Below are 22,435 nucleotides of genomic sequence, written 5' to 3'. Positions count from 1 at the left end.
GTTCTATTTCCTCCGTGGGGTATTGAGTCAGCCAGGCAGTCCCAGGACGGCCTTGGACAGGATGTTTCTTTGGATTTCGTTCGATCCACCATAGATCGTGGTAGGTCTGGCCTTGTAGAAGCTCGACAAAACGTCGACGCTAACATTGCCAACCTGAAGCGGCCCGATGGAGCCGCCATCGGGACCGGCTGCTTCGATCATCAGCTCGGTGATGCGCTGGAAGCATTCAGTCACCCAAATCTTCAGCATGGAGACATCCGCACCCAGCGTCTCGCCACGTTTGAGCTGATCTGCAAAACGGGCATAAAGCGCGGCATGATCTTCCACATCCAGTGCCGCCTGGGCAAAGCGGTCACGGAACACCGGATCGTCAAACGCGCCACGGCCACGGGCAAAGCTTTCAAGCTGTCCCAGAGCGTTCTGGGCCAGACTTGGCGAACCGATGAAAATGCGTTCGAAGCTCAAGAGAGCCTTGGCCATCGTCCAACCCTTGTTCAGCTCGCCCACGAGGTTCTCGCGGGGCGTCCGTGCATTGTCAAAGAAGACCTCGCAAAACTCGGTCTCGCCCGACAGGGTCGTGATGGTGCGCACATCGACTCCGGGCTGATCCATCGGAGCGAGCAGGAAACTGATGCCTTGTTGTTTCTTGGGTGCATCCGGATCGGTGCGCACCAGCATGAAAATGTGCGTAGCGTCATGCGCCATCGTGGTCCAGATCTTCTGTCCGTTGATGACAAAGTCGTCCCCGTCAATTTCCGCGCGCGTGCGCAGGTTGGCCAGATCCGACCCTGCGCCGGGCTCGGAGTAGCCCTGGCACCAGATGTCTTCGCAACTCAGGATACGCGGCAGCCAGTAATCCTTCTGTTTCTGGGTGCCGAATTTGATGATCAGTGGGCCGACCATCTGCACGCCCATGTCACGACCGCGATTGACGCCCCAACGCTGCTGTTCCTCGTAGAAGATCAGAAGCTTGGAGGCATTTAGCCCCATCCCGCCGAATTCAGCGGGCCAGGCCGGTGCAACCCAGCCCTTGGCGTGAAGCTTGCGGTGCCAATGTTCGATCTCGGCGAACTTCGGTCGGTGCGGCAGGTGACGCAGCTCCTCGGGATATTCCGCCTCGAAGAACTGGCGCACTTCTTTGCGGAACTCTGCATCGGTCATAGCGTTCCAGTCGGTCATTGTGCTGCCCCCTCTGCTTCGCGTGCCTCGAACCATATCCGCCTGTGATAGGCATCGTCGCCCAACCAGGCCGACAGCACCAGCGCCCGGTTCAGGTAGAGCCCGATATCGAACTCATCCGTGTACCCGACGGCCCCGTGCAGCTGGATGGCGTCGCGGGTGATTTTCTTGGCGGCCGTGACGGCGCGCGCTTTGGCGCGGCTGGCAATCGGGGCCCGAACCTTCGGATCGGTTTCGCTGTCCATCTGCGCAAGCGCCTCCCGCACTCCGGCCTGCGCGACCTCGCACATCACGTTGAGGTCGACGGCACGGTGCTGGATGACCTGGAATGATCCGATCGGCTTGTCGAACTGCTCCCGCGTCTTGATGTAGTCGAGCGTGATCTCGAAGGCGCGCTCGCTCAGGCCGACAAGCTCGGCCGCGGCAAGCGCCGTTGCATCGGCGACAGCCTCGGCCAGTGCAGTGAGAACCGCACCGCCGCTGGCCAATTCCGCGGCCGGAGTTCCCGAAAACGAAAGCTCGCCCAGAGAGCTGCCATCCGCCTGCGTCCGCTTGTCGATGACAAGCCCCTGCGCGTCTGCCTCAGCCAGAACCAGAACCGGACCATCATCCTGTTCGGCCACGACAAGGAACCCGTGCGAACCGATCGCACCGACGACCCAGGCCTTGCCACCGGTCAGCTTTCCGTCCGCGTATCGGCAGGTCGCATCGGCAGGCGCCCCGTCGGGGCCGCGTTCCTGCCAGGCAACCGCCAAGGAAATTTCGCCGCCGATGAGCTGTGCCATCTTCGGATGATCCGGACAAAGGCGGCGCAGAAGGCCGAGGCTCAGACCGATCGTCGACACGACCGGTTCCGGGGCAATCACACGGCCGACTTCCTCGGCGATGACACCCCCGGCGGCTAGGCCCATGCCAAGCCCGCCCTGATCTTCGGGCACCGCCACGCCGAAAACACCGGCCTCGGCGAGTTCCCGGACCATCTCCGCATCGAAACCGCCCCCGGCATCACGAAGTTTTCGGGCTCTGTCACTTCCGCCCGCCCGTTCAAACAACGTGCGCGCGCTCTCGCGCAACAGGCGAAGGTCTTCTTGTTCGCTGGAAAGGATATCAGTCTGTGTCATTTTGTTTTCGCTGGATCATTACGGGGGTGTCGGTCGAAAAAACGACCTCGCCCGCAGGGTTTTTGGCGCTGAGCGTATAGTGCAAAACACCTCTGTCGGGCTTGCTTTTTGACGGCGTGACCGCGTTGACCGTCAGTTCGACATCAAGGGGTTCGTTCGGGCGCACCGGCCGCAGCCAGCGCAGATTGTCAAAGCCCATGCCACCGATATTGGCGACATCGACCATCATTTCAGACATGACCGGCCTAAACACTTCCAGCATCGTCTGAAAGCCCGAGGCGATCAGGCTGCCATGTATGGCGGTTGCATAGTCTTCGTCGGTGTGCAGCCGCTGCGGATCCCATTCCTCGGCAAACGCCTTTATTGAATCCGCGCTCATCGGAGCGCTGCGAAAGCGATAGACCTGGCCCGGCGAGAAGTCTTCCAGATACCTCAAGAGGCACCCTCCTTTGCGAAACCGTCATCGTATCCGCTCGCCTCCTTGGATATCCGGATGCGGTTGAATTCTTCCAGCTTCGGATAGGTTTCCTTGAACGCCACCAGGAACTCACCCATCGGCGCGTCGAAATAGAGACCACGGTCGTTCACATATTCCATGTGTCGGTGATTCTGTTCGTCGAACTCATGAAAGAGCGCGTCGTGATAGCCGTCGAAGACCAGGGGTTTGACCCCGAATCTTTCACACAGTTCCATGTTGAATGCAGGTGTCACTTTGTAGGCCTCATTCCCCAACCACAGCTGAACATAGCCGTGGTAGATAAAGAGATCGGTCCCCATCAACTCCTGCAACTTGGGTGTATTCAGGTGGTTGCGCACATCCGCGAACCCCAGAGCGGCGGGGATACCCACAGCACGCAAACAAGCCGCCAGAAGAATTGCCTTGGGAACGCAAAACGCCGCTTCCGCCCCAGCGATACGGCTGGCACGGTAAGAGTCCTCATCCAGCGCAAAACAATAGGGATCATAGCGAATATCGTCGCGCACCGCTTCGAACAGGCGGATCGCCTTATCTCGATTGGTTGCGTCCACAGGAAGATCACGCAAAGCCGATGTCACGAAACCCTGCACTTCCAAGCTATCGCTTTCCACAAAGCGCGATGGCATGACATAACGCTCAGCTTCAGTCGGCAGGTCATCGTCAGACTTGTCCATTGGCCCCTCTTTATTTCTAACAATTGTTAGATTATCGATTCAAAACCTGCCCGTCAACGGGATTTACTCTGTCTTCGGTTGGTCCACGCCATAACGCGTATTGTCTTCGCCCAGAGTGGCTGCAACTCCGACCGAATTTCCCGAAGAACGGAACTCCGGGGCAATTGGCAGCGGCAAAGCGGGCGCGTCCCGGCCGGAGATTTTTACTGTCCGCCCGAACACGTCACGCGCTTTGAAATGCGGGTCACGCGCCGCCTCGGCGGGCGTCTTCACGACCGAACAGCAGCAATCTGCCGCTGCCAGCAAAGCCTCCCAATGGGTCGAGGGATGTTCCCTCAGACGACGTGCAACCTCCGCGGCACAGGCATTTGGATCGGACCAGTCATCGCGAAGGGCCACCGGCAAACCAATGACATCGCAGAACGACTGCCAGAACTTTTCTTCCAATGCGCCGACGGCGATCTGACGCCCGTCCGCAGCCGTATAAAGCCGATACCGGGCCAGGCCACCCGTCAGACGGCTGCCACCGCTTTCGATGTTCTGCCCGGCAATCACACCTTCGGCATGGGCCCAATAGGCAAAGGCGAACGCCCCCTCGGCCATTGCGATATCCAGATGCGTCCCCTGCCCGCTTGCCTGCCGCGCAATCAGGGCCAGCAGGATATTCATCACCGCAGGATAGGTTCCGCCGCCGATATCGGCGACCAGCCCGAACGGGGCCGTTGGCTGGTCATCCGGTCCACGACTGAGCGACAGGATACCCGCATCACCGACGTAGTTGAGGTCGTGGCCGGCGGCGCTGGCCTTTGGTCCGGTCTGGCCATAGCCGGTGATCGAGCAATAGATGAGACCGGGATTGATCTTGCGCACCGCTTCATAACCAAGCCCCAGCCGGTCCATCACGCCGGGACGGAACTGCTCTACAAGAACATCGGCCCTCTCGATCAAGGGGCGCAGACGTTCCACTGCGCCCCTTGACTTGAGGTCGATGGCCACCGATCGCTTGCCGTGGTTCAACACGGCAAATCCGATGCTCTCTCCGTCGATCTTGGGCTCGGTTTGGCGCGCGTCCTCGCCGACTCCGGGACGCTCGAACTTGATCACTTCGGCGCCGGCCTCGGACAGCATGAGCGTCGCCATCGGACCGGGAAGAAGTGTGCTGAAATCCAGCACCAGGATATCCTTGAGCGGTTGAGCCATCTTCACTGCCTCAGGCGAAGCGCGCCGCGCCGTTGTTCAGAACAACCACGTCGCGTGCCGGTATAGACGCTCGAAACCGGGCCTCGCCGTCCTCTTGCCAGATTTCGAACCGCACGGTTTCGCCGGGATAGACCGGCGCCGAGAACCGAACATCCAGACCGACAAGCCGGGCAGAATCATAGTCCAGTAACGTCTTGAGAATCGCCCGGGCCGCCAGCCCATAGGTCGCCAGACCATGCAGGATAGGGCGGTCAAACCCGACAGAACGGGCAACATCCGGGTCAGCATGAAGCGGATTGAAATCACCGCTGAGACGATAAATAAGGGCTTGGCGCGGCAGGGTATCGATATCACATACATGATCAGGCGCCCGATCAGGCAGAACTGCGGGTGCCGGACCTGCCTGGTTCTCACCGCCGAACCCCCCATCACCGCGACAGAAAGCCGACATCGCCACGCGCGCCAGTTTTTCACCGCTGTCCGCGTCGATAATATCACGGCTTTGGTAAATGACGGCTCCCTTGCCCTCGCCCTTGTCGGCGATGAAGTCGATCTTGCTGCGGCCGACAATCCGGCCATGTGTCGGCAGCGGCTTGTAGATGTCGAGCCACTGTTCTCCGTGCAGCACTTTTTGCCAGTTTACGCCGGTCTTGGGATCGCGCAGCCAGAAGCCGGGATACCCCAAAATGACCGCCATCGAGGGAACTGCCTTGAGCCCGTCCTCATAGACATAGGCCAGCTCCTTTTTGTCGGTCGGATCCTCGCCGAACCCAAGGCCGAGTGCATACAGGATGGTATCCCGCTCGGTCAGCGTCTGTTCGATTTCCTCAAAGTCCCAGTTCGACAGTGCCTCGAAATCCAATGGCATTTACTTTCCTCCCTTAGTTGCCGTCAGAGCGTGTTTTGCGATCCAAGTATCGCCGTGACCTGACTGGACAGCACACCGCCGTTGCCATGCGCCAGCGCCAGATCAATATCCTCCAACTGAATGCCCGGCGCGTCGCCACGGATCTGACGGGCAGCCTCGATCACTGTGAAGATGCCGTACATCCCGGGGTGCACACAGGACAGGCCGCCGCCATTCGTGTTCACCGGCAAGACGCCGCCAGGCGCGATGCGTCCGCCCTCGACAAAGGCCCCTCCCTCGCCCTTCGCGCAGAACCCAAGATCTTCGAGAAACAAAATCGTGTTGATGGTGAAGGCATCATAGAGCTCGACCGCCTGGATATCCGCAGGGGTCACTCCGGCCGCCGCAAAGGCGCGCGCGCCCGAGTCGCGGGCCGCGGTCACGGTGAAATCCTTCATCTGGGAAATCTGCCGGTGCGAGCTCTCCGCCGCACTGCCCAGCACATAGACAGGCGCCTTCGGGAAATCCCGGGCGCGGTCCGCGCGGACCATTACGATCGCGCCGCCGCCGTCGGTGACAAGACAACAGTCGCGCACGGTCAATGGATCGCCCACCATGCGCGCACCCAACACGTCCTCGCGGGTCAGCGGGCCGCGCTCGAACGCTTCGGGGTTGTGCTGCGCCCAGGCCCGCGCGGCGACGGCCACGTCGGCCAGCTGTTCGCGGGTGGTGCCATATTCATGCATGTGCCGCGCCGCCGCCATCGCATAGGCCGAGATCGGATAGCGCGGATTATACGGCGCCTCGTAGGCCGGCGGACGTGAAGCGGTCACCAGTCTGCCCGACGCGGTGCGCTGGTTGGAGCCATAAACAATCAGCGCGACATCACACAGACCGGCGTCCAGCGCCATGGTCGCGGACGTCAGGTAGTTTACGAAGGACGAACCGCCCGACATCGTGCCATCAATGAAACGGGGCTGGATGCCCAGATACTCCGCCGCCATAAGCGCCGGCATGCTGTCTTCCATCATGGTGCAAAACAGCCCGTCGACGTCGGACAGTTTCAGCCCGGCATCGCCAAGCGCCGCAAGCGCAGATTGCGCCATGACATCATAGGCCGTCAGGCCATGGGCTTCTCCGAAACCGGCATGACCGGTTCCCACGATGGCGGATTTCCCCCGAAGTTCTGTGGTCATGACTTATACCTCCGACGGCTTGAAGAGCACGGCAGGAGCGTCCTCGGCCTCGCCCACGAAAGCGGTTACAGCCATGTCGATGGCGACCTCACCCGGTGCAATGCCTTCGACCCGGCTCATCATTCGAACGCCCTCTTGAAGCTCGACCATGCACACGTTGTAGTCGCCGCCGCGGTCGTGGCTTCGGCGCACGACGGTTGTGGTGTAGACTCGTCCCTTGCCGGTGGCCTGCTTCCACGAAATCGCGGTGCCATGACAATGTGGACACAGGACTCGCGGGAAAAAGTGATAGGCCCCGCAGTCGTCGCACTTGGGCAGCAGGATCTCTCCCTCTGCCAGCGCGCGTTGGAAAAGCTGGTCTGGTCCTTTGGCATCCTGCATAGGCGTTCTCCTTCAAGCGACCCAGTCTTTGTTTAAGCGTATTGATAATCATTCTAACAATTGTTAGATTTAGTCAACCTTTCAGGATCAATTGAGAGAAACTCATGTCAGGTTCAGACTTAGCCCCCCTTTCCGGCAAACTCGTCGTTGCGCTGGAACAGGCAGTCGCCGCGCCTTTTTGCTCCTCGCGGCTGGCCGACGCCGGCGCACGCGTGATCAAGATCGAACGCAAGGGCGCAGGTGATTTCGCCCGCGCCTACGATACCGCCGCCAACGGTGAAAGCGCCTATTTCACATGGCTGAACCGAGGCAAAGAATCGGTCGCCTTGGACATTAAAGCCGACGAAGACCGTGAAATCCTGCTCAGGATGCTGGAAAACGCAGATGTGTTTATTCAGAACCTGCTGCCGGGCGCGCTGGCCAAGCTCGGGCTCGATTCCACAAGTCTGCGAAAGAGGTTCCCGCGCCTGGTGACCTGCGACATCACCGGATATGGCGAAGACGGCCCGATGCGCAACGCCAAGGCCTACGACCTTCTTGTGCAATGCGAAAGCGGTCTGGCATCAGTGACCGGTACGCCCGACGGACCGGGACGGGTGGGCGTGTCGGTCTGCGATATCGCCACCGGTATGACAGCCCATGCAGGAATCTGCGAAGCACTTGTCGGGCGTGATCGCACCGGCAAGGGCAGCGGCGTTTCCGTAGCAATGTTCGATGTGATGGCCGACTGGATGTCGGTACCGCTGCTGTATCACGATTACCTTGGCAAGCCTACACCGCGTGTCGGGCTGAACCACACGGTCATCTGTCCCTACGGGGCCTATCAGTGCAAAGACGGCCAGCTTGTCGTCATTACCGTGCAACACAACGGCGAATGGCAACGGTTCTGTGAACACATACTGGGCGACGCGGCGCTGGCGACCGACCCCCGTTTTCACGACAACACATCGCGCATCAACAACAAACCCGCGCTCGAAGAGCTCATCAAGGCCGTGTTCGCCTCGCATGATCGCACCGAGATGCTGAAGCGCCTTGACGCTGCGGGCATTGCCTCCGGCGCGGTGAACGACGTGGCGGACCTGTCCGATCACCCGCAGCTTGACCGATCCGTGATAAGCACACCCTCGGGCGAGATCAAAGTCCCGACACCCCCGATCCGGCGCAGCCTCGGCGAAACGGCACTGGGCCCCTGCCCGGCCTTCGATGCGGAAGGTGAAGCCATACGCGCCGAATTCGGGCCCCTTTCATGAAAACGGTGGACAACTAAAACGGTGGACAACCAAATGACCGCTGAGAACAAACCGGCGATCCTTCAAGGCGTGAAGATCGTCGATCTGACTTCTGTAGTTTTCGGACCTTTGGCGACGCAGATGCTGGGCGATCTGGGGGCCGATGTGATCAAGGTGGAAGGCCCCGAGGGCGATCTTCTTCGCCAGGTCCAGCCATCGCGCAACAAGCTGATGGGGGCCGCTTTTCTGGGGACCAACCGTAACAAGCGCAGTGTCGTACTCGACCTCAAAACACAAACCGGTCGCGATCAGTTGCGCAAACTGCTCATCGATGCCGATGTGATGATTTCGAGCATCCGGCCTGCGGCGCTTGCCAGATTGTCTTTGGATCCCGAAACCCTACGCCAGGAAAACCCGAACCTGATCACGGTATCCGCTACCGGTTTCGGGCAGGACGGACCCTATGCCGCCAAGCCTGCGTTCGACGATTCCGTTCAGTCGGTGTCGGGATTGGCCAGCCTGGCGACCCTTCGCGACCCCGAGGCACCGCCCTCTTATGCCCCGACAATTCTCGCCGACAAGCTTGGCGGGGTCACCGCTGCCTATGCCGTGATGGGTGCACTGTTCCACCGCGAGCGTACGGGAGAGGCCCAGCATGTCGAAGTTCCGATGTTTGAGACGCTGGCCGCCTTCCTGTTGGCCGAACACATGGATGGCGCCACCTTCGAGGAGACTCCGCAGGATTTCGGCTATGCCCGCATGCTGGTTCCGCACAGGCGTCCGGTTCAGACGGTAGATGGCTATATCACCATTCTGCCCTACACCAACGTGCAATGGGCGCGGTTCTTTCAGGCGGTCGGGCGCGACGACATGATCGACCATGTCTGGGTCACTGACATGGATGCCCGAAGCCGCAACATCGGCGCGGTATACGATATGGTGGCGCAGATTGCGCTGACCCGGACCACGGATGACTGGCTTGCCCTGATGGAGCAGGCAGATATACCCGCCATGCCGGTGCGCAACCTGTCAGATTTGCCGAACGATCCCCATCTTGCCGCGACCGGCTTCTTCCAACGGATTGATCACCCATCCGAAGGACCGATCTGGACGACACGCCCGCCGATACGATTCTCGGCAACACCGGCGCGGCATGATCATCGCCCGGCCCCGCGACTTGGGGAACACAGCGACGAGATTCTGGTGCCGGGTAGGGAATAGCCCCACCCGGCACCAGACGGATCAAACATCCAGCGAACGCGCGATCAGTTCCTTCATGATCTCGTTGGTGCCGCCATAGATCATCTGGACCCGGCTGTCGGCATAAAGACGCGCGATGGGGTATTCCATCATGAAACCGTAACCGCCGTGCAGTTGCAGGCATTCATGCATGACCTCGTTCTGCGTCTGGCTGCCCCACCACTTCGCCATCGAAGCCGTGGCCGCATCAAGTTCGCCCGCTTCAAGACGCGCGAGCCCGTCATTTACGAAGGAACGTAGCAATTCGGCCTTGGTTTTGCATTCCGCCAGTTTGAAGCGTGTATTCTGGAAGTCCATGATCCGGCTTCCAAATGCCTTGCGGTCCTGAACATATTTCACCGTTTCATCGATCGCAAAATCAATAAAACCGAGGGCGGTAATGCCGATCATCAGCCGCTCCCAAGGCAGCTGCTTCATCAGCTGGTAGAACCCCTGCCCCTCTTCCGGACCAAGCAGGTTCGCCGTAGGCACGCGCACATCCTCGAAGAACAGCTCAGCAGTATCCGAACCTTTCATACCCAGTTTCTTCAGGTTCCGTCCCCGGCGAAAGCCCTCGGCGCCCTCGGTTTCCAGAACGATCAACGAAACGCCCTTAGCGCCGGCGTTGCGGTCGGTCTTTGCCACGATAACAACGAGATCCGCCGTGTGCCCGTTTGTGATAAAGATCTTCGAACCGTTGATCTTGTAGTGGTTGCCATCCTTTTCCGCATAGGTTTGTACGTTCTGGAGGTCAGAGCCCGTTCCAGGCTCGGTCATGGCAATCGCCGCAACGCTGTCGCCGCTGACCAGTTTCGGCAACCACTTTTTCTTCTGTTCCTCACTGCCATATGCGTTGAGATAATGGATTACGATGGACTGGATCCCATAGCCCCAACCCGTATCACCGGTGCGCCCCTGCTCGTAGACGGTAATCGCGTCGAACCCGATGCCGCCACCGAACCCACCATATTCTTCGGCAATCGAGCCACCCATGACACCCTGCTGACCGACTGTTTTCCAGAAGTCGCGGTCAACAATTCCCTGCTCCGCCCATTTTTCAATCTTCGGAGCCATCTCTGCATCGAAAAGCCTGCGTGTACTATCGGCGAACATCTTGTGTTCATCCACTGCCCAACTCGGGGAGTTCTTGATCAGAGACATGTTTTATTCCTATCGAGTCATGCTTGCATTGAAAAAATCTAACAAGTGTTTTTTTCTCACAATGAACCCGAGCCGTTCTGACGGGGCGTCACACGGCTTCGGACCGTGCGCATCCGGATTTATCCAATCAACACGCCGCCCATTCGGCTCGTATAAAAAGGCTCGACAAAACAGGCGGGCCTTTTTATACTTTTTTGCAATGGCTTACAGCTTGTCGGTCAGTTCGGGCACGGCCTCGAACAGGTCGGCGACCAGACCGTAATCGGCAACCTGGAAGATCGGGGCCTCTTCGTCCTTGTTGATCGCGACGATGATCTTGCTGTCCTTCATGCCCGCAAGGTGCTGAATCGCACCCGAGATGCCGACGGCGATATACAGGTCAGGCGCGACCACCTTGCCGGTCTGGCCGACCTGCCAGTCGTTCGGTGCAAAGCCCGAGTCGACGGCGGCGCGGGATGCGCCAACGGCGGCGCCCAGCTTGTCGGCCAGTTTCTCGATCAGCGCAAAATTGTCTTCCGAGCCGACGCCACGGCCGCCCGAAACCACGATACCGGCCGAGGTCAGTTCGGGACGGTCGCTTTCGGCGACCTTGTCTTCGACCCATTCCGACAGGCCCGAAACGGATGCGCCGCCCACGGTTTCCACGGCGGCCGAGCCACCGGTGCCGGCCGCGTCGAAGCTGGCGGTGCGGAAGGACACGACCTTTTTTGCGTCGCCCGATTTCACCGTCTGGATCGCGTTACCTGCATAGATCGGGCGCTCGAACGTGTCGGCATCGACCACGCCGGAGACATCGGTCAGCATCATCACGTCCAGCAGCGCGGCCACGCGGGGCAGCACGTTCTTGGCGTCGGTGGTGGCGGGTGCCACGATGTGATCGTAGTCGCCTGCCAGCGACACGATCAGGTCGGCGGTCGATTCCGCCAGGCGATGACCCAGCGCGGGGTCTTCGGCGACCAGCACCTTGGCCGCGCCGTCGATTGTCGCGGCTTCTTTCGCGGCGTCGGCGGCAGACGCGCCGGCGCACAGAACCGTCACGTCGCCCAGGGCCTTGGACGCGGTGACCGCCTTTGCGGTCGCGTCCATCGATAGTACACCATTGTTGACTTCGGCAAGAAGAAGAACAGCCATCACACCGCCCCCTTTTCCTTGAGTTTAGCAACCAGCTCGTCGACCGAGCCAACCATTTCACCGGCGGCGCGTTCGGCCGGCGCGGACGTCTTGACCACGGTCAGGCGCGGGGTGACGTCGACGCCATAGTCGGCGGCCGTCTTTTCATCCAGCGGCTTTTTCTTGGCCTTCATGATGTTGGGCAGCGACGCATAGCGCGGTTCGTTCAGGCGCAGGTCGACGGAAACGACGGTCGGCATCTTGACCTTGATGGTCTGCAGGCCGCCATCGACCTCGCGGGTGACGACGGCGCTGTCGCCATCGATGCCCACTTCCGAGGCAAAGGTCGCCTGGCTCCAACCGAGGATCGCCGACAGCATCTGGCCGGTGGCATTCATGTCGTTGTCGATCGCCTGCTTGCCGCAGAGAACCAGACCGGGCTGTTCCTCTTCCACGACCTTGGCAAGGATCTTGGCCACTGCCAGCGGCTCGATATCCTGGTGCACGTCATCCGCTGCGACGACCAGGATGGCGCGGTCGGCGCCCATGGCCAGTGCGGTGCGCAGGGTTTCCTGCGCCTGTTTGACGCCGATGGATACCGCGACGACCTCTTCGGCCTTGCCGGCCTCTTTTAGGCGGATCGCCTCTTCGACGGCGATTTCGTCGAACGGGTTCATCGACATCTTAACGTTGGCGAGATCGACACCGCTGCCATCCGCCTTGACGCGGACCTTCACGTTGTAGTCGATCACCCGTTTCACGGGCACGAGTACCTTCATTGGCGTGGTCTCCTTGAGTTTTGCGATAAGGTTTCAACCGAGCTAACGGTCTTTGAATTCTGGAGTTCTTTTTTCCGAAAACGCTTTCATCGCTTCGGGAAAGTCATGCGCGCACAGCAAAACGCTTTGGGCATCGCGCTCGATATCCAGCGCCTCGAGATAGCTGCACTCGGCTGCGGCGCGCATCACACGCTTGGCGGTCTGAACGCCAAACATCGGGTGCGTTGCAATCTCGCGGGCAATTTCCAACGCCCGTACTTCGACCTGGTTGGCCGGCACACATTCTTCGACAACGCGCAGGTCCCTAGCGGTGCGCCCGTCGATTTCACGGCCCGTGAGCACAAGCATCCGGGCCACGCCCGCACCGGCGCGCTGCTGAAGCAGCCAGCTTGATCCCGTGTCGGGACAACCGCCGACGCGTGCAAATACTTCGCACAGCCGGGCATCTTCGGCGGCAACGACAATGTCCGCCGACAAGGCCAGGCTGAGGCCCGCGCCAAAAGCCACGCCGCATACCGCGGAAATCAGAGGTTTGCGAAACAGATAGGCCGCGCGTCCGCCATCGTGAACCAGGTCCACCATTTCCGACGTCGCCCGCGCGCCTTTGGCGATCTCGGACTGAAACCCGACAAGATCGCCGCCGCTGCTGAAATGATCGCCGCCGGTCATGACAACGGCACGGATCGTAGCGTCCCGTTCGGCTTCGCGCAGGAGCGCCACCAGTTCTTCGACGAACCCGATGCTGTAAGGGTTGCGTTTTGTCGGCTGAAGAAAACGCAGGATTCCGACAGGGCCTTCCCTGTCCAGGCGAATAAGCTCAGTCATTCAAGTCTCCATCAGGTCCCGGTCCAGACGGGTGCTCGCTTTTCAGCAAAGGCCTTTGGGCCTTCAATCGCGTCGTTGCTGGCGTAAACCACCTCGTGCAGGCGCTTGCCCTCTTTCAGGCCACCCGCACAGCCCAGGTCCATGGTCGCGCGAACGCCGCCTTTGGCCGCAATCACCGAAAGCGGGGCCGCGCTGGCAATGCGTTTGGCAAGGTCGAAGGCCCGTGCGCGGACAGCATCGGGAGTGTCTTCGATATAGTTGGTGAACCCGTATTCGTGCAGGCGCTCGATCGGCATCAAATCGCCGGTCAGAACAATTTCCATAAGGATGGGCTGCGGCAGCATGTACAATGCTGGCGATGCCCAAGGCGATCCACGACCGATCTTTACTTCGGTAATGCCGACCTTGGTTCCCTTGAGACCGACCCTCAGATCGCAATTCAGCGTCAGCATCATTCCGCCCGCCATCAGCGACCCCGTCATCGCCGCGATGATCGGTTTTTTGCAGGCGCGCATGGTCTCGTGAAACGGGTCGCGCATCTTGGTCAGAATATCGACGCCCTCGTCGCGTGCGATTTGTGTGGCTTCCTTCAGATCCAATCCGGCGCTGAAAACGCCGCAATCGGCCGACGTCAGAATGGCCACGCGAACGCTGTCGTCCGCCTCGATCTTCTCCCAGGCGTCGGTCAGCCCGTTCGTCGCCGCCACAGAAAGCGCGTTCTTGCGTTCTGGCCGGTTGATACAGACGGTCGCAATGCCATCTTCAATCTTCACGTTAATGGGACTCATGATACCTGCTTCGTTTCTCTGAACAACTTGGGTGCGTAAAGCTTCCCCGCGATATGTTTACCGCGGGGAAGCTGTGTCCTACTCGACTTTGAAAGTCGCGGAGCTGCGCTTGATGACATCCCACACAACGTCGAGATAGTCGGCGCTCCAGTCGGTCTGCGGAACCCAGGTTTCGCCATTCCACTGCTCGACCCGAGTCTTGCCACCACCACCATGATCTTTGTCGGTCACTGTAACCGGGGCCATGGTGCCGTTTCCATCGAAGTTCTCGATCGATTCATAGGCATTCTTCATGCTTTCCGGTGTGATCGGCCAACCGTTTTCGGCAATCGCGATACGCGCGGCTTCAAAACCGACCGAATAAATCGCCATACCCATGTTATAGTACACGTCTCGCACCAGATTCTCGGGTCCGCTGCCCTTGCCATTGGCATAGTAGGTTTCCAGCATCGTCTTGACGATCGGAACTTCCTGGCCACCGGCCACGTTGGTTCCGCGCAAAATGCCTTTTGCCTCTTGTGCGCCAATGTTGGCGATATCGACCTCGTTGAGCCAGTTGACCGACAGGTAACGGTCGATCGGGAACCGGTTGCGGCGCATTTCCTTCGAGGCAACCACATGCCCGCCAGCCAGAAGCCAGCTGATCACGTAATCTGGCTTATCACGGCGGATCTTGCTCCAGGCACCGGCCTGATCCGAACCGGGGAGCGGCACGGGGTAAAGCTCCAGTTCAAACCCTTCCTTTTCGGAAAGCGTTTTCAGGATCTCGATCGGTTCCTGGCCAAAGGGATAATCCAGATAGATGAACCCGATCTTCGCCTTGCTCAGGTCACCGCCCATCTGGCCCTTGATGAAGGCAACGTCATTTGCCGCCTGCTGCCAGTACGTCGGACCGACCGGGAAAACCCATTTGAACACTTCCCCGTCAACTGCATCGCCACGGCCAACGAAGGACTGCATCAGAACGTTGCCGTCCTTCATGGCACGCGGCAGAACCGCGTTCGTGACCGGCGTCGAGAGCATGTAGAAAAGGAACACGCCTTCGCGCTTGAGCTGCTCGTAGCATTCCACACCGCGCTGCGGTTCGTTGCCGTGATCGCGAACGATGATTTCTACCGGATGCCCTTCGATACCGCCATTTTCATTGGTGTACATCGCCAGATCCTGGGCGGCCTGGGCCACCTGCGGCGAAACGAAAGTGTAGGATTTGCTAAGGTCGAAGCAGAGTCCGAAGCGGATCGGCTCCTTGTCCTGCGCTGCGGCCACAGTCGCGCTTGCTGCCAGCGCGGCAGTCAGTGCCACCGCCTTTATGTGCTGTTTGACTTTCATGTTCTCTCACTCCCGTTGGTTTGGTTTGGTTTGGTTTGGGGCGGTGATACCGCTTTGCAAACGCCGCTGCCGCCCCGCGTAACGTCGCCCTTCCTGCTACCAGTCTTTCACTGCTCGTATTGTGAGGAACTTTCTTTCACCACGTCCCACACGACGTCCGTGTACTCAGAGATCCAGTCGGTTTGCGGCACCCAAGTCTCCCCGTCCCACATCTCGATCCGGGTCTTGCCACCGCCGCCATGATCTTCGGCCGTCACCGTAATGGGGGCCATCAGCCCGTTCGCGTCGAATCCCTCAAGCGACTCCAGTCCGGCCTTGTAGGATGTCGGAGTGATCGGCAGCCCCTCGGCTTCCGCCGCCTTGCGCGCGGCTTCGAACATGATCGAATACATGGCCAGCCCGGTGTTGTAGAAAACGTCCTGCGTGTTCTCGATCGGACCGGATCCCTCGCCCTTGTCATAAAGCTCGGCCATGATTTCCTGATACAGGGCAATATCCTGACCGCCCACGACATTGGTCCCGCGCTTGATACCTTTGGCGGCCTCTTTACCGATGTTGGCGATATCGACTTCGTTCAGCCAGTTGACGGAGATGTATTTGTCCATCGGAATGCGATTGCGCTGCATCTCTTTCGAGGCAACCACATGGGCACCGCCCAGCATCCAGACAATCACATGATCTGGGTTGTCCCGGCGCACCTTGGACCACACACCGGCCTGGTCGCTGCCAGGCAGTGGCACGGGGTACAGTTCAAGCTCGAAACCCTCTTTCTCGGACAGGGTTTCCAGGATCTCGATCGGCTCCTGCCCGAAGGGATAATCGAAATACACAAACCCGACCTTCACATCTGACAGATCGCCGTCATGCAATTGCTTGATGTAGGCGACATCGTTGGCGGCCTGTCCCCAATAGGTCGGCCCGATCGGATAGACCCAATCGAAGACGGTGCCATCAACGGCATCGCCGCGCCCGACAAGCGACTGCATCAGGATACGCCCGTCTTCCATGGCCCGCGGCAGGATAGCCAGAGACACCGGAGTGGACAGGGTATCGAAAACAAAGACGCCCTCGCGGCTGAGTTTCGAGTAGCACTCGATTCCGCGCTGCGGTTCGTTCCCGTGGTCACGCACGATGACTTCGACCGGTTCCCCACCGATGCCGCCCTTCATGTTGATGAGTTTGGCAAGGTCCATCGCGGCCTGTGAAACCTGCGGCGTGGCAAAGGTATAGGCCTTGCTGAGATCGTAGCAGATGCCGATCTTGAATGGCTCGGCCAGCGCCTGGGTGCCGAACAGCGCCCCGCCAACCATTGAAAATACTGCCAGCGCTTTGGTAAGTTTCTTCATTTTTTCCTCCCTGAACAGTTTTCGAATAGTACGTTAGCTCAGCCAACGTTTGCGTCGGCTGTAGTGCTTGACGTTGTGAAAATCGGTCTCTCCGCCGCCTAGATAGAACTCCTGAATGTCGGAGTTGGATTTGAGCGCCTCGGCCGTGCCGTGCATAACGACGCGGCCGTTTTCGATAAGATACCCTTGCGAAACGATCTCCAGAGCTGCCAGGGCGTTCTGTTCCACCAGCAGGACGGACAGGCCCTCATCCTTATTGATCTTTTGCAGGATGCCGAAGATTTCCTCGACCAGGAACGGAGCAAGCCCGAGACTTGGTTCATCAAGCATCAAAAGCTTCGGCTGGGTCACGAGGGCCCGCCCAATGGCAAGCATCTGTTGCTCACCACCCGACAAATAGCCTGCTTGCGAATTTTTGCGTTCGACAAGCCGTGGAAAATAGGCGTAAATCTTGTCCTTTTCCGCATTCAGCGTCGATCGGGACATTCCGCGCGGCGCGGCGGCGGTCAGGTTCTCGTCGGGGGTCAGATGTTCAAAGACCCGCCGCCCTTCGATGACATGACAGATGCCCATCTCGACGCGTTTTTGCGCGGGCGCTTCGGTAATGTCCGTTCCCTGGAACGTTATCTCACCTCGGCTGATGCGTCCGCGCTCGGCCTTCAAAAGACCGCTGATCGCTTTCAACGTGGTACTTTTTCCAGCGCCGTTCGATCCCAAGAGTGCGATCATCTCGCCCTTTGGGACTTGGACCGAAACACCTTTGATCGCCAGTATTACATTGTCGTACAGTACTTCGACGCTGTTCATGGATAGAATGTTCTGGGCTTCAACTTTTTCTTGCATCGGCATTCCCCTATTTCTTGAACTGATCGAAGGGCCAGACCATCAGATAGTCTCTGATGTTGCCGTAGAGTTTTCCCAAACCGAGTGGTTCGATCAGAAGGATAATGACGATCAGTGCGCCATAGACTGCGTTCGGGATGTGAGCGAGTGTTTCAACATCGATCTGCATGCCAAGCCCGTCACTCAGCGTGACGACGAGACCATTCACGATACCCGGAACAAGAAGGATCAGGGCAACACCGAAATAGGAACCGATAATGCTGCCAAGGCCGCCAACAATCACCATCGCAAGAACCTGGATCGAAACGGCAACCGAGAATTGCTCGGGTGCGGCGAGAAAGAAAAAGGTGGCAACAAGCAACGCACCGCTGACGCCTGCGATGAACGAAGAAGTCGCGAATGCGAGGATTTTGTAGTAGAAACTGTTCACACCCAGGATCGCGGCCGCAAAGTCTTTTTCCCGGACAGCGACCAAGGCGCGACCGAGTCCAGTACGCTTGAGATTAAGCATGAAGATCGTCACCAACACACACCAGCCGAAGGCGACATAGTAGAAGCCAGTATCAGTGGTAATCTCTTGCCCGAGCAGCGCCAATGTCGGTGACTGGAGCGACGCGTGTGAGCCCCCCGAGATCGCCGGAGAGTGGGTCAGAACCCAGTCCATCACGAATTGCATCGCAAGAGTGGTAAGGGCGAGATACAGTCCCTTGACCCGCAAAGCGGCAAAAGCAAACAGGCTGCCGATTACGGATGACGTCAATCCGCCGATGATAAGGGCGAATTCCCACGGCACCCCGAAACGCGCGGCATGGATCGACGAATACGCTCCGACGGCCATGACCGCAGCATAACCCAAGTGAAGTTGGCCTGCCCAACCTGTCACCAGATTCAATCCAAGCGCGGCGGCCGTCCAGATCAGCCAGGGAAGCATGTAGCTGTTCAGATAAAGCGACGGGATGATGAATGGCGCGGCAAGGCCAATCAAGAAGATGAATGCTGTCAGATTCCGGTCAGCAGGCACCTTGAAGATTCGGCTATCCGAAACGTAGTTGGCGTGATGGACGCCAGAAAGTCTGTAAAACATGCCTTACACCCTTTCGATGTCGTGACGACCGAACAGCCCGTGCGGACGGATCATGACGGTAAGAATGAGCACGGCAGCGACGATAAGCTCACGGCTTCCGCCTCCGACAAGCGGATCGAGGAAATCAGCGCCAACGTTTTCGACGACACCTAGGATGATGCCTGCGATCACGGCGCCAAGGATACTGTCGAGACCACCGAGAACGGCAACCGTCAGTCCTTTGAGAAGCAACAGCGACAGCGCCTGATCGACACCCTGAATCTCACCCCAGATGACGCCAGCGGCGACGGCAACAACGGATGCCAATGCCCAGGACAACCCAACGCCGCGCTCAACCGAGATACCTACCGACCACGAAGCCATGTAATCATCCGCGATCGCCCGCAACTTGATCCCGGTCCGGGTTCGGAAAAACAGCATGAATGCGACAAACAAGGCGAGCGCAACACCGGCACCAACCAGATGGATGCGGCTGATGAAGATGTCGCCCAGGAACAGCGGATCATAGCTGACGCCCAGTTCCATCGAACGCGACGTCCCGCCCCAGATCGCAAGCGTTGTACCCCGAAGGAAAATGTCGAGGCCGAGTGTCAGCATCAAGATCATGACAACCGGCCGACCTGCGAGACGGCGCAGAGCAACACGCTCAATGCCGAACCCAAGGCCGAACATGACAACCGCAGCCAGAGGGATGGCCAGCCACAAGGGTAAACCCACGTCGCGTGCCAGCGCCAGAACCACATAGGCCCCTACCATGGTCAACCCGCCCTGCGCCAGATTGGGCACCGAAGATGCCTTGTAAATCAGCACAAGGCCGATGGCGAATAGCGAGTACAGCAGACCCGTCAAGACTCCGTTGATCGCAAGCTCAGATAGAAAGACCCAATCCATTTATACCTCCCTGATTGGAAGGTTTCTTTCGACCTTCCCTACTTCCCCGGTCTCGTAAGTCACCTGCGCACTTACATGGACCTCTTTTGAACCGTCGTAGAGCGCTGCGATAACGTCAGCATAGCGTTCCTCAACGACCTTGCGCCGCAGTTTTCGTGTCCGTGTGATTTCACCATCGTCCGGGTCGAATTCTTTCGGCAGACTGACAAAGCGTTGCAGGCGCAATGGCTCGGTGACGGCCTTGTTGACCCGTTGGAACGCCTCGCGAAGCAACGTCGCGACCTCTTCACGCTGAGAAAGATCGGCATATGACACGTAAGGTACGCCGTTCACTTCGGCCCAGTGCCCCACGGCCTCGAAATCCACGCAGACCATCGCCGTCAGTTCCTTCAGCCCGGCGCCAATCACGGCCGCATCCTTGATATACGGGCTGAATTTCAACCGGTTCTCGATGTAGTTTGGAACGTAACGTTCACCGTCGGCGGTGTGCATGACCTCGGAGACACGGCCCAGAACAACCAGGTGTCCGTCGTCTTCCAGATAGCCGGCATCGCCGGTATGCAGCCACCCGCCCTCAAGCGCTTCGGCGGTCGCTTCGGGTTTGTTGAAATACCCTTCGAACACGCTGTCCGAGCGCAACAGGATCTCACCGTCTTCGGCAATGCTGACCTCGACGCCAGGCACCGGTTTGCCAACCGTATGAAGACGGACCTCGCCCGAAGCCTGAATCGCGTTGATCGCGCTGTTCTCGGTCTGGCCGTAGAGCTGACGCAACTTGATCCCCAGGGCGCGGTAGAACACAAAGGTGTCTTCCCCGATCGCTTCACCGCCGGTGAACGCGTTCTTGAGTCGGCTCATCCCGAACTGGTCCTTGATCGGTCCGAAAATGATTGCCTCGCCCAAAAGTCGGCCCAAAGGCTCCAATATACCACCGCTTTTTCCGTTCAGCTTGCGTGTCTCAGCTGCGATGGCCCGATCCATGAAGAAATGGTACAACCGTTTCTTGAAAGGGGTCGAATTCTCGATACCCACCTGGATTGTCGTCAGCATCTGGTCCCAGCTTCTCGGCGCCGCCAGATAGAAGGTCGGAGCGATCTCGCGCATGTCGCGCACGACCGTTTCCTGGCGCTCAGGCACATTCACGGTGAAACGCCAGAGGAGTGCCGCGGCAACGGTTATGGCGTAGTCTCCCACCCAGGCCATCGGCAGATAGGCCAGGATTTCCTCGTTTTCGTCGAATGCGCCCGCCGCATGTCCGTTCTTAGCGGCAGCAAGAACATTTTTGTGACTTAGAACGATACCTTTCGGCTCGCCCGTGGTCCCTGACGAATGCAGGAAGATGGCCGGATCTTCGGGTTTTGCACGACCGTAAAGCTCTTCGCGCAGGCCGGGGGCTTCATTCAGATCGTGCTGACCGACTTCGATCAGGTGATCCCAGGACATCAGCCCTTCGACCTCATAGAAACCAAGGCCCCGCGCTTCGTCATAAATGATGTGGTCGATCCCCTCGGCGCCCGCGGCCTTCAGTTCCAGGATCTTGTCAACCTGTTCCTGATCTTCGGCGATGGCCGCGACGATCTCGACTTCGCCAAGAAAGTGCCGCAGTTCCTCGAGAGTTGCACCCGGATAAGCGGGCATTGCGTAGGCACCAAGCAACGAAACAGCCAGCATGCCACCATACAGCCGCGCCCGATTGTCGCCCAGGATAAGCACCGCCTTGCCCGGTGTTACGCCGATTTTCTCAAGCCCGGCCGCGCAGGCCAGCACCTCTTCGGCGTATTCCGCCCATGTGGTTTCCTTCCAGATCCCACGCTCTTTTTCGCGAAGCGCGATTTCCGAACCGTGTTTCGAGGCGTTCCGCGCCAGAATTGCGCCGATCGTGTCGCTGCCCGAAGACTGTTTCTTCGTCAAATCAGTCATGCGACCCTCCGATATATGCCTCGATGACCCGCGGGTCCTTCACAACCTCCTTGGGGATGCCACTGGCGATCATTTCACCATAATTCAGGGCCAGCATCCGATCACAAATGCCGGTGATGACATCCATATGATGTTCGATCAGCAGAACGCTGACGCCGCGTTCGGCACGGGCATCCAGAATGAAACGGGACATATACCCTTTCTCTTCCTGGTTCATGCCGGCCATCGGTTCATCGAGAATCAGCATCTGTGGCTCGGCCACCAATGCCCGCGCCAGCTCGACCCGCTTTTTCAACCCGATCGGAAGACCATCGACCAACTCATGCCGAATGCTCTCGAGCTGTAGAAACTCGATCACCTCCTCGACGATTTTACGGTTCTCGATTTCTTCACGCTGTGCTGCCAACCAATATAGCGCCGTACGCAAAACGCCTGGGCTCATGTGGATGTGCCGCCCGAGCAGGATGTTGTCCAGAACGCTCATCCCGTTGAACAGAGCAAGATTTTGGAACGTTCTTGCAACGCCGAGCTTGGCAACCTTGTGAGGCGCCGTACCCGTAATGTCGTTTCCTGCCAGCCGGACCCTGCCCTCGTTTGGCGGGTAAAATCCGGTAATTGCGTTTGTTAGCGTTGTCTTGCCGCTGCCATTCGGACCGACAAGTCCAAAGATTTCCCCTTGTCGAATAACGAGGTCAACACCGGTGACAGCGACGATGCCGCCGAACCGTCGCTCGACCCCGCTGCACTCCAGTATCGCCCCATCATCGGCTCCGATTGCTGTTTTAATCTTTGTCGTCATCTAGATCTCATTGTCC

At 58.9% G+C, this 22,435-nt stretch carries 22 protein-coding genes; 2 read left to right on the top strand and 20 right to left on the bottom strand.

Translation table 11 applies throughout. From position 1 onward, the window contains the following. Positions 1–27: 27 nt before the first annotated feature. The 8 genes from BMI87_RS17710 to BMI87_RS17675 form a co-directional block, all read right to left on the bottom strand. The gene (locus tag BMI87_RS17710; RefSeq protein ID WP_028095225.1) at positions 28–1,179 is read right to left on the bottom strand and encodes an acyl-CoA dehydrogenase family protein; all 1,152 of its coding nucleotides are present in this window, start codon (positions 1,177–1,179) and stop codon (positions 28–30) included. Next, a complete protein-coding gene (locus BMI87_RS17705) occupies positions 1,176–2,300 on the bottom strand; it encodes an acyl-CoA dehydrogenase family protein (RefSeq protein WP_028095224.1) in 1,125 nt (374 codons plus the stop codon). The genes BMI87_RS17710 and BMI87_RS17705 overlap by 4 nt, the downstream gene beginning before the upstream one ends. Beyond that, positions 2,287–2,736 (bottom strand): MaoC family dehydratase, encoded by a 450-nt coding sequence (locus BMI87_RS17700; protein WP_028095223.1) that lies wholly within the window; start codon positions 2,734–2,736, stop codon positions 2,287–2,289. The genes BMI87_RS17705 and BMI87_RS17700 overlap by 14 nt, the downstream gene beginning before the upstream one ends. Next, positions 2,733–3,452 (bottom strand): transglutaminase family protein, encoded by a 720-nt coding sequence (locus BMI87_RS17695; RefSeq protein WP_028095222.1) that lies wholly within the window; start codon positions 3,450–3,452, stop codon positions 2,733–2,735. Before BMI87_RS17695 ends, BMI87_RS17700 begins: the two co-directional genes overlap by 4 nt. 63 nt (positions 3,453–3,515) lie before the next feature. Then, complete coding sequence (locus BMI87_RS17690; protein ID WP_028095221.1) at positions 3,516–4,652, bottom strand: CaiB/BaiF CoA-transferase family protein; 1,137 nt, start codon at positions 4,650–4,652, stop codon at positions 3,516–3,518. Between the two features lie 10 nt (positions 4,653–4,662). Further along, positions 4,663–5,520 carry a MaoC/PaaZ C-terminal domain-containing protein gene (locus BMI87_RS17685; protein ID WP_028095220.1) on the bottom strand — a complete coding sequence of 286 codons (858 nt, stop codon included), beginning with the start codon at positions 5,518–5,520 and terminating at the stop codon, positions 4,663–4,665. A 23-nt stretch (positions 5,521–5,543) separates the two neighbouring features. Beyond that, entirely contained in the window at positions 5,544–6,695 is a 1,152-nt protein-coding gene (locus BMI87_RS17680) for a thiolase (protein ID WP_028095219.1), read from the bottom strand. Positions 6,696–6,698: 3 nt separating this feature from the next. Further along, positions 6,699–7,076: a Zn-ribbon domain-containing OB-fold protein gene (locus tag BMI87_RS17675; RefSeq protein WP_028095218.1), complete on the bottom strand. Its 378-nt coding sequence runs from the start codon at positions 7,074–7,076 to the stop codon at positions 6,699–6,701. Between the two features lie 104 nt (positions 7,077–7,180). Between BMI87_RS17675 and BMI87_RS17670 the strand changes: the two genes are divergently transcribed. Both BMI87_RS17670 and BMI87_RS17665 read left to right on the top strand, forming a co-directional pair. Continuing rightward, entirely contained in the window at positions 7,181–8,326 is a 1,146-nt protein-coding gene (locus tag BMI87_RS17670; protein WP_028095217.1) for a CaiB/BaiF CoA-transferase family protein, read from the top strand. Positions 8,327–8,359: 33 nt separating this feature from the next. Next, the gene (locus tag BMI87_RS17665; RefSeq protein WP_028095216.1) at positions 8,360–9,526 is read left to right on the top strand and encodes a CaiB/BaiF CoA-transferase family protein; all 1,167 of its coding nucleotides are present in this window, start codon (positions 8,360–8,362) and stop codon (positions 9,524–9,526) included. Between the two features lie 21 nt (positions 9,527–9,547). On the opposite strand, the gene BMI87_RS17660 is transcribed toward BMI87_RS17665, so the two are convergent. The 12 genes from BMI87_RS17660 to BMI87_RS17605 all read right to left on the bottom strand — a co-directional run bounded on the left by BMI87_RS17660 (position 9,548) and on the right by BMI87_RS17605 (position 22,419). Beyond that, complete coding sequence (locus BMI87_RS17660) at positions 9,548–10,705, bottom strand: acyl-CoA dehydrogenase family protein (RefSeq protein ID WP_028095215.1); 1,158 nt, start codon at positions 10,703–10,705, stop codon at positions 9,548–9,550. Between the two features lie 204 nt (positions 10,706–10,909). Further along, positions 10,910–11,836, bottom strand: a complete 927-nt coding sequence (locus BMI87_RS17655; RefSeq protein WP_028095214.1) for an electron transfer flavoprotein subunit alpha/FixB family protein — start codon at positions 11,834–11,836, stop codon at positions 10,910–10,912. After that, positions 11,836–12,594: an electron transfer flavoprotein subunit beta/FixA family protein gene (locus tag BMI87_RS17650; protein ID WP_028095213.1), complete on the bottom strand. Its 759-nt coding sequence runs from the start codon at positions 12,592–12,594 to the stop codon at positions 11,836–11,838. Before BMI87_RS17650 ends, BMI87_RS17655 begins: the two co-directional genes overlap by 1 nt. A 42-nt stretch (positions 12,595–12,636) precedes the next feature. After that, a complete protein-coding gene (locus BMI87_RS17645; RefSeq protein ID WP_028095212.1) occupies positions 12,637–13,419 on the bottom strand; it encodes an enoyl-CoA hydratase/isomerase family protein in 783 nt (260 codons plus the stop codon). Positions 13,420–13,430: 11 nt separating this feature from the next. Further along, complete coding sequence (locus BMI87_RS17640; RefSeq protein ID WP_028095211.1) at positions 13,431–14,207, bottom strand: enoyl-CoA hydratase/isomerase family protein; 777 nt, start codon at positions 14,205–14,207, stop codon at positions 13,431–13,433. 78 nt (positions 14,208–14,285) lie between these two features. Further along, on the bottom strand, positions 14,286–15,536 hold the full coding sequence (locus BMI87_RS17635; RefSeq protein ID WP_028095210.1) for an ABC transporter substrate-binding protein: 1,251 nt from the start codon (positions 15,534–15,536) through the stop codon (positions 14,286–14,288). A gap of 107 nt (positions 15,537–15,643) precedes the next feature. Continuing rightward, positions 15,644–16,882 (bottom strand): ABC transporter substrate-binding protein, encoded by a 1,239-nt coding sequence (locus BMI87_RS17630; RefSeq protein ID WP_028095209.1) that lies wholly within the window; start codon positions 16,880–16,882, stop codon positions 15,644–15,646. A 33-nt stretch (positions 16,883–16,915) separates the two neighbouring features. Further along, positions 16,916–17,725, bottom strand: a complete 810-nt coding sequence (locus tag BMI87_RS17625) for an ABC transporter ATP-binding protein (protein WP_028095208.1) — start codon at positions 17,723–17,725, stop codon at positions 16,916–16,918. Positions 17,726–17,735: 10 nt separating this feature from the next. After that, positions 17,736–18,809, bottom strand: a complete 1,074-nt coding sequence (locus tag BMI87_RS17620) for a branched-chain amino acid ABC transporter permease (RefSeq protein ID WP_028095207.1) — start codon at positions 18,807–18,809, stop codon at positions 17,736–17,738. Between the two features lie 3 nt (positions 18,810–18,812). Next, positions 18,813–19,700 (bottom strand): branched-chain amino acid ABC transporter permease, encoded by an 888-nt coding sequence (locus BMI87_RS17615; RefSeq protein WP_028095206.1) that lies wholly within the window; start codon positions 19,698–19,700, stop codon positions 18,813–18,815. Beyond that, positions 19,701–21,620: a long-chain fatty acid--CoA ligase gene (locus BMI87_RS17610; protein ID WP_028095205.1), complete on the bottom strand. Its 1,920-nt coding sequence runs from the start codon at positions 21,618–21,620 to the stop codon at positions 19,701–19,703. Further along, a complete protein-coding gene (locus BMI87_RS17605; RefSeq protein ID WP_028095204.1) occupies positions 21,613–22,419 on the bottom strand; it encodes an ABC transporter ATP-binding protein in 807 nt (268 codons plus the stop codon). Before BMI87_RS17605 ends, BMI87_RS17610 begins: the two co-directional genes overlap by 8 nt. Positions 22,420–22,435: the final 16 nt, after the last annotated feature.

This window comes from Thioclava sp. F28-4 (assembly GCF_002020045.1).
Taxonomy (GTDB): Bacteria; Pseudomonadota; Alphaproteobacteria; order Rhodobacterales; family Rhodobacteraceae; genus Thioclava; species Thioclava sediminum.
The sequence above is the reverse complement of the archived record's forward strand: the minus strand, read 5'-3'. Positions and strand labels throughout refer to the sequence as shown.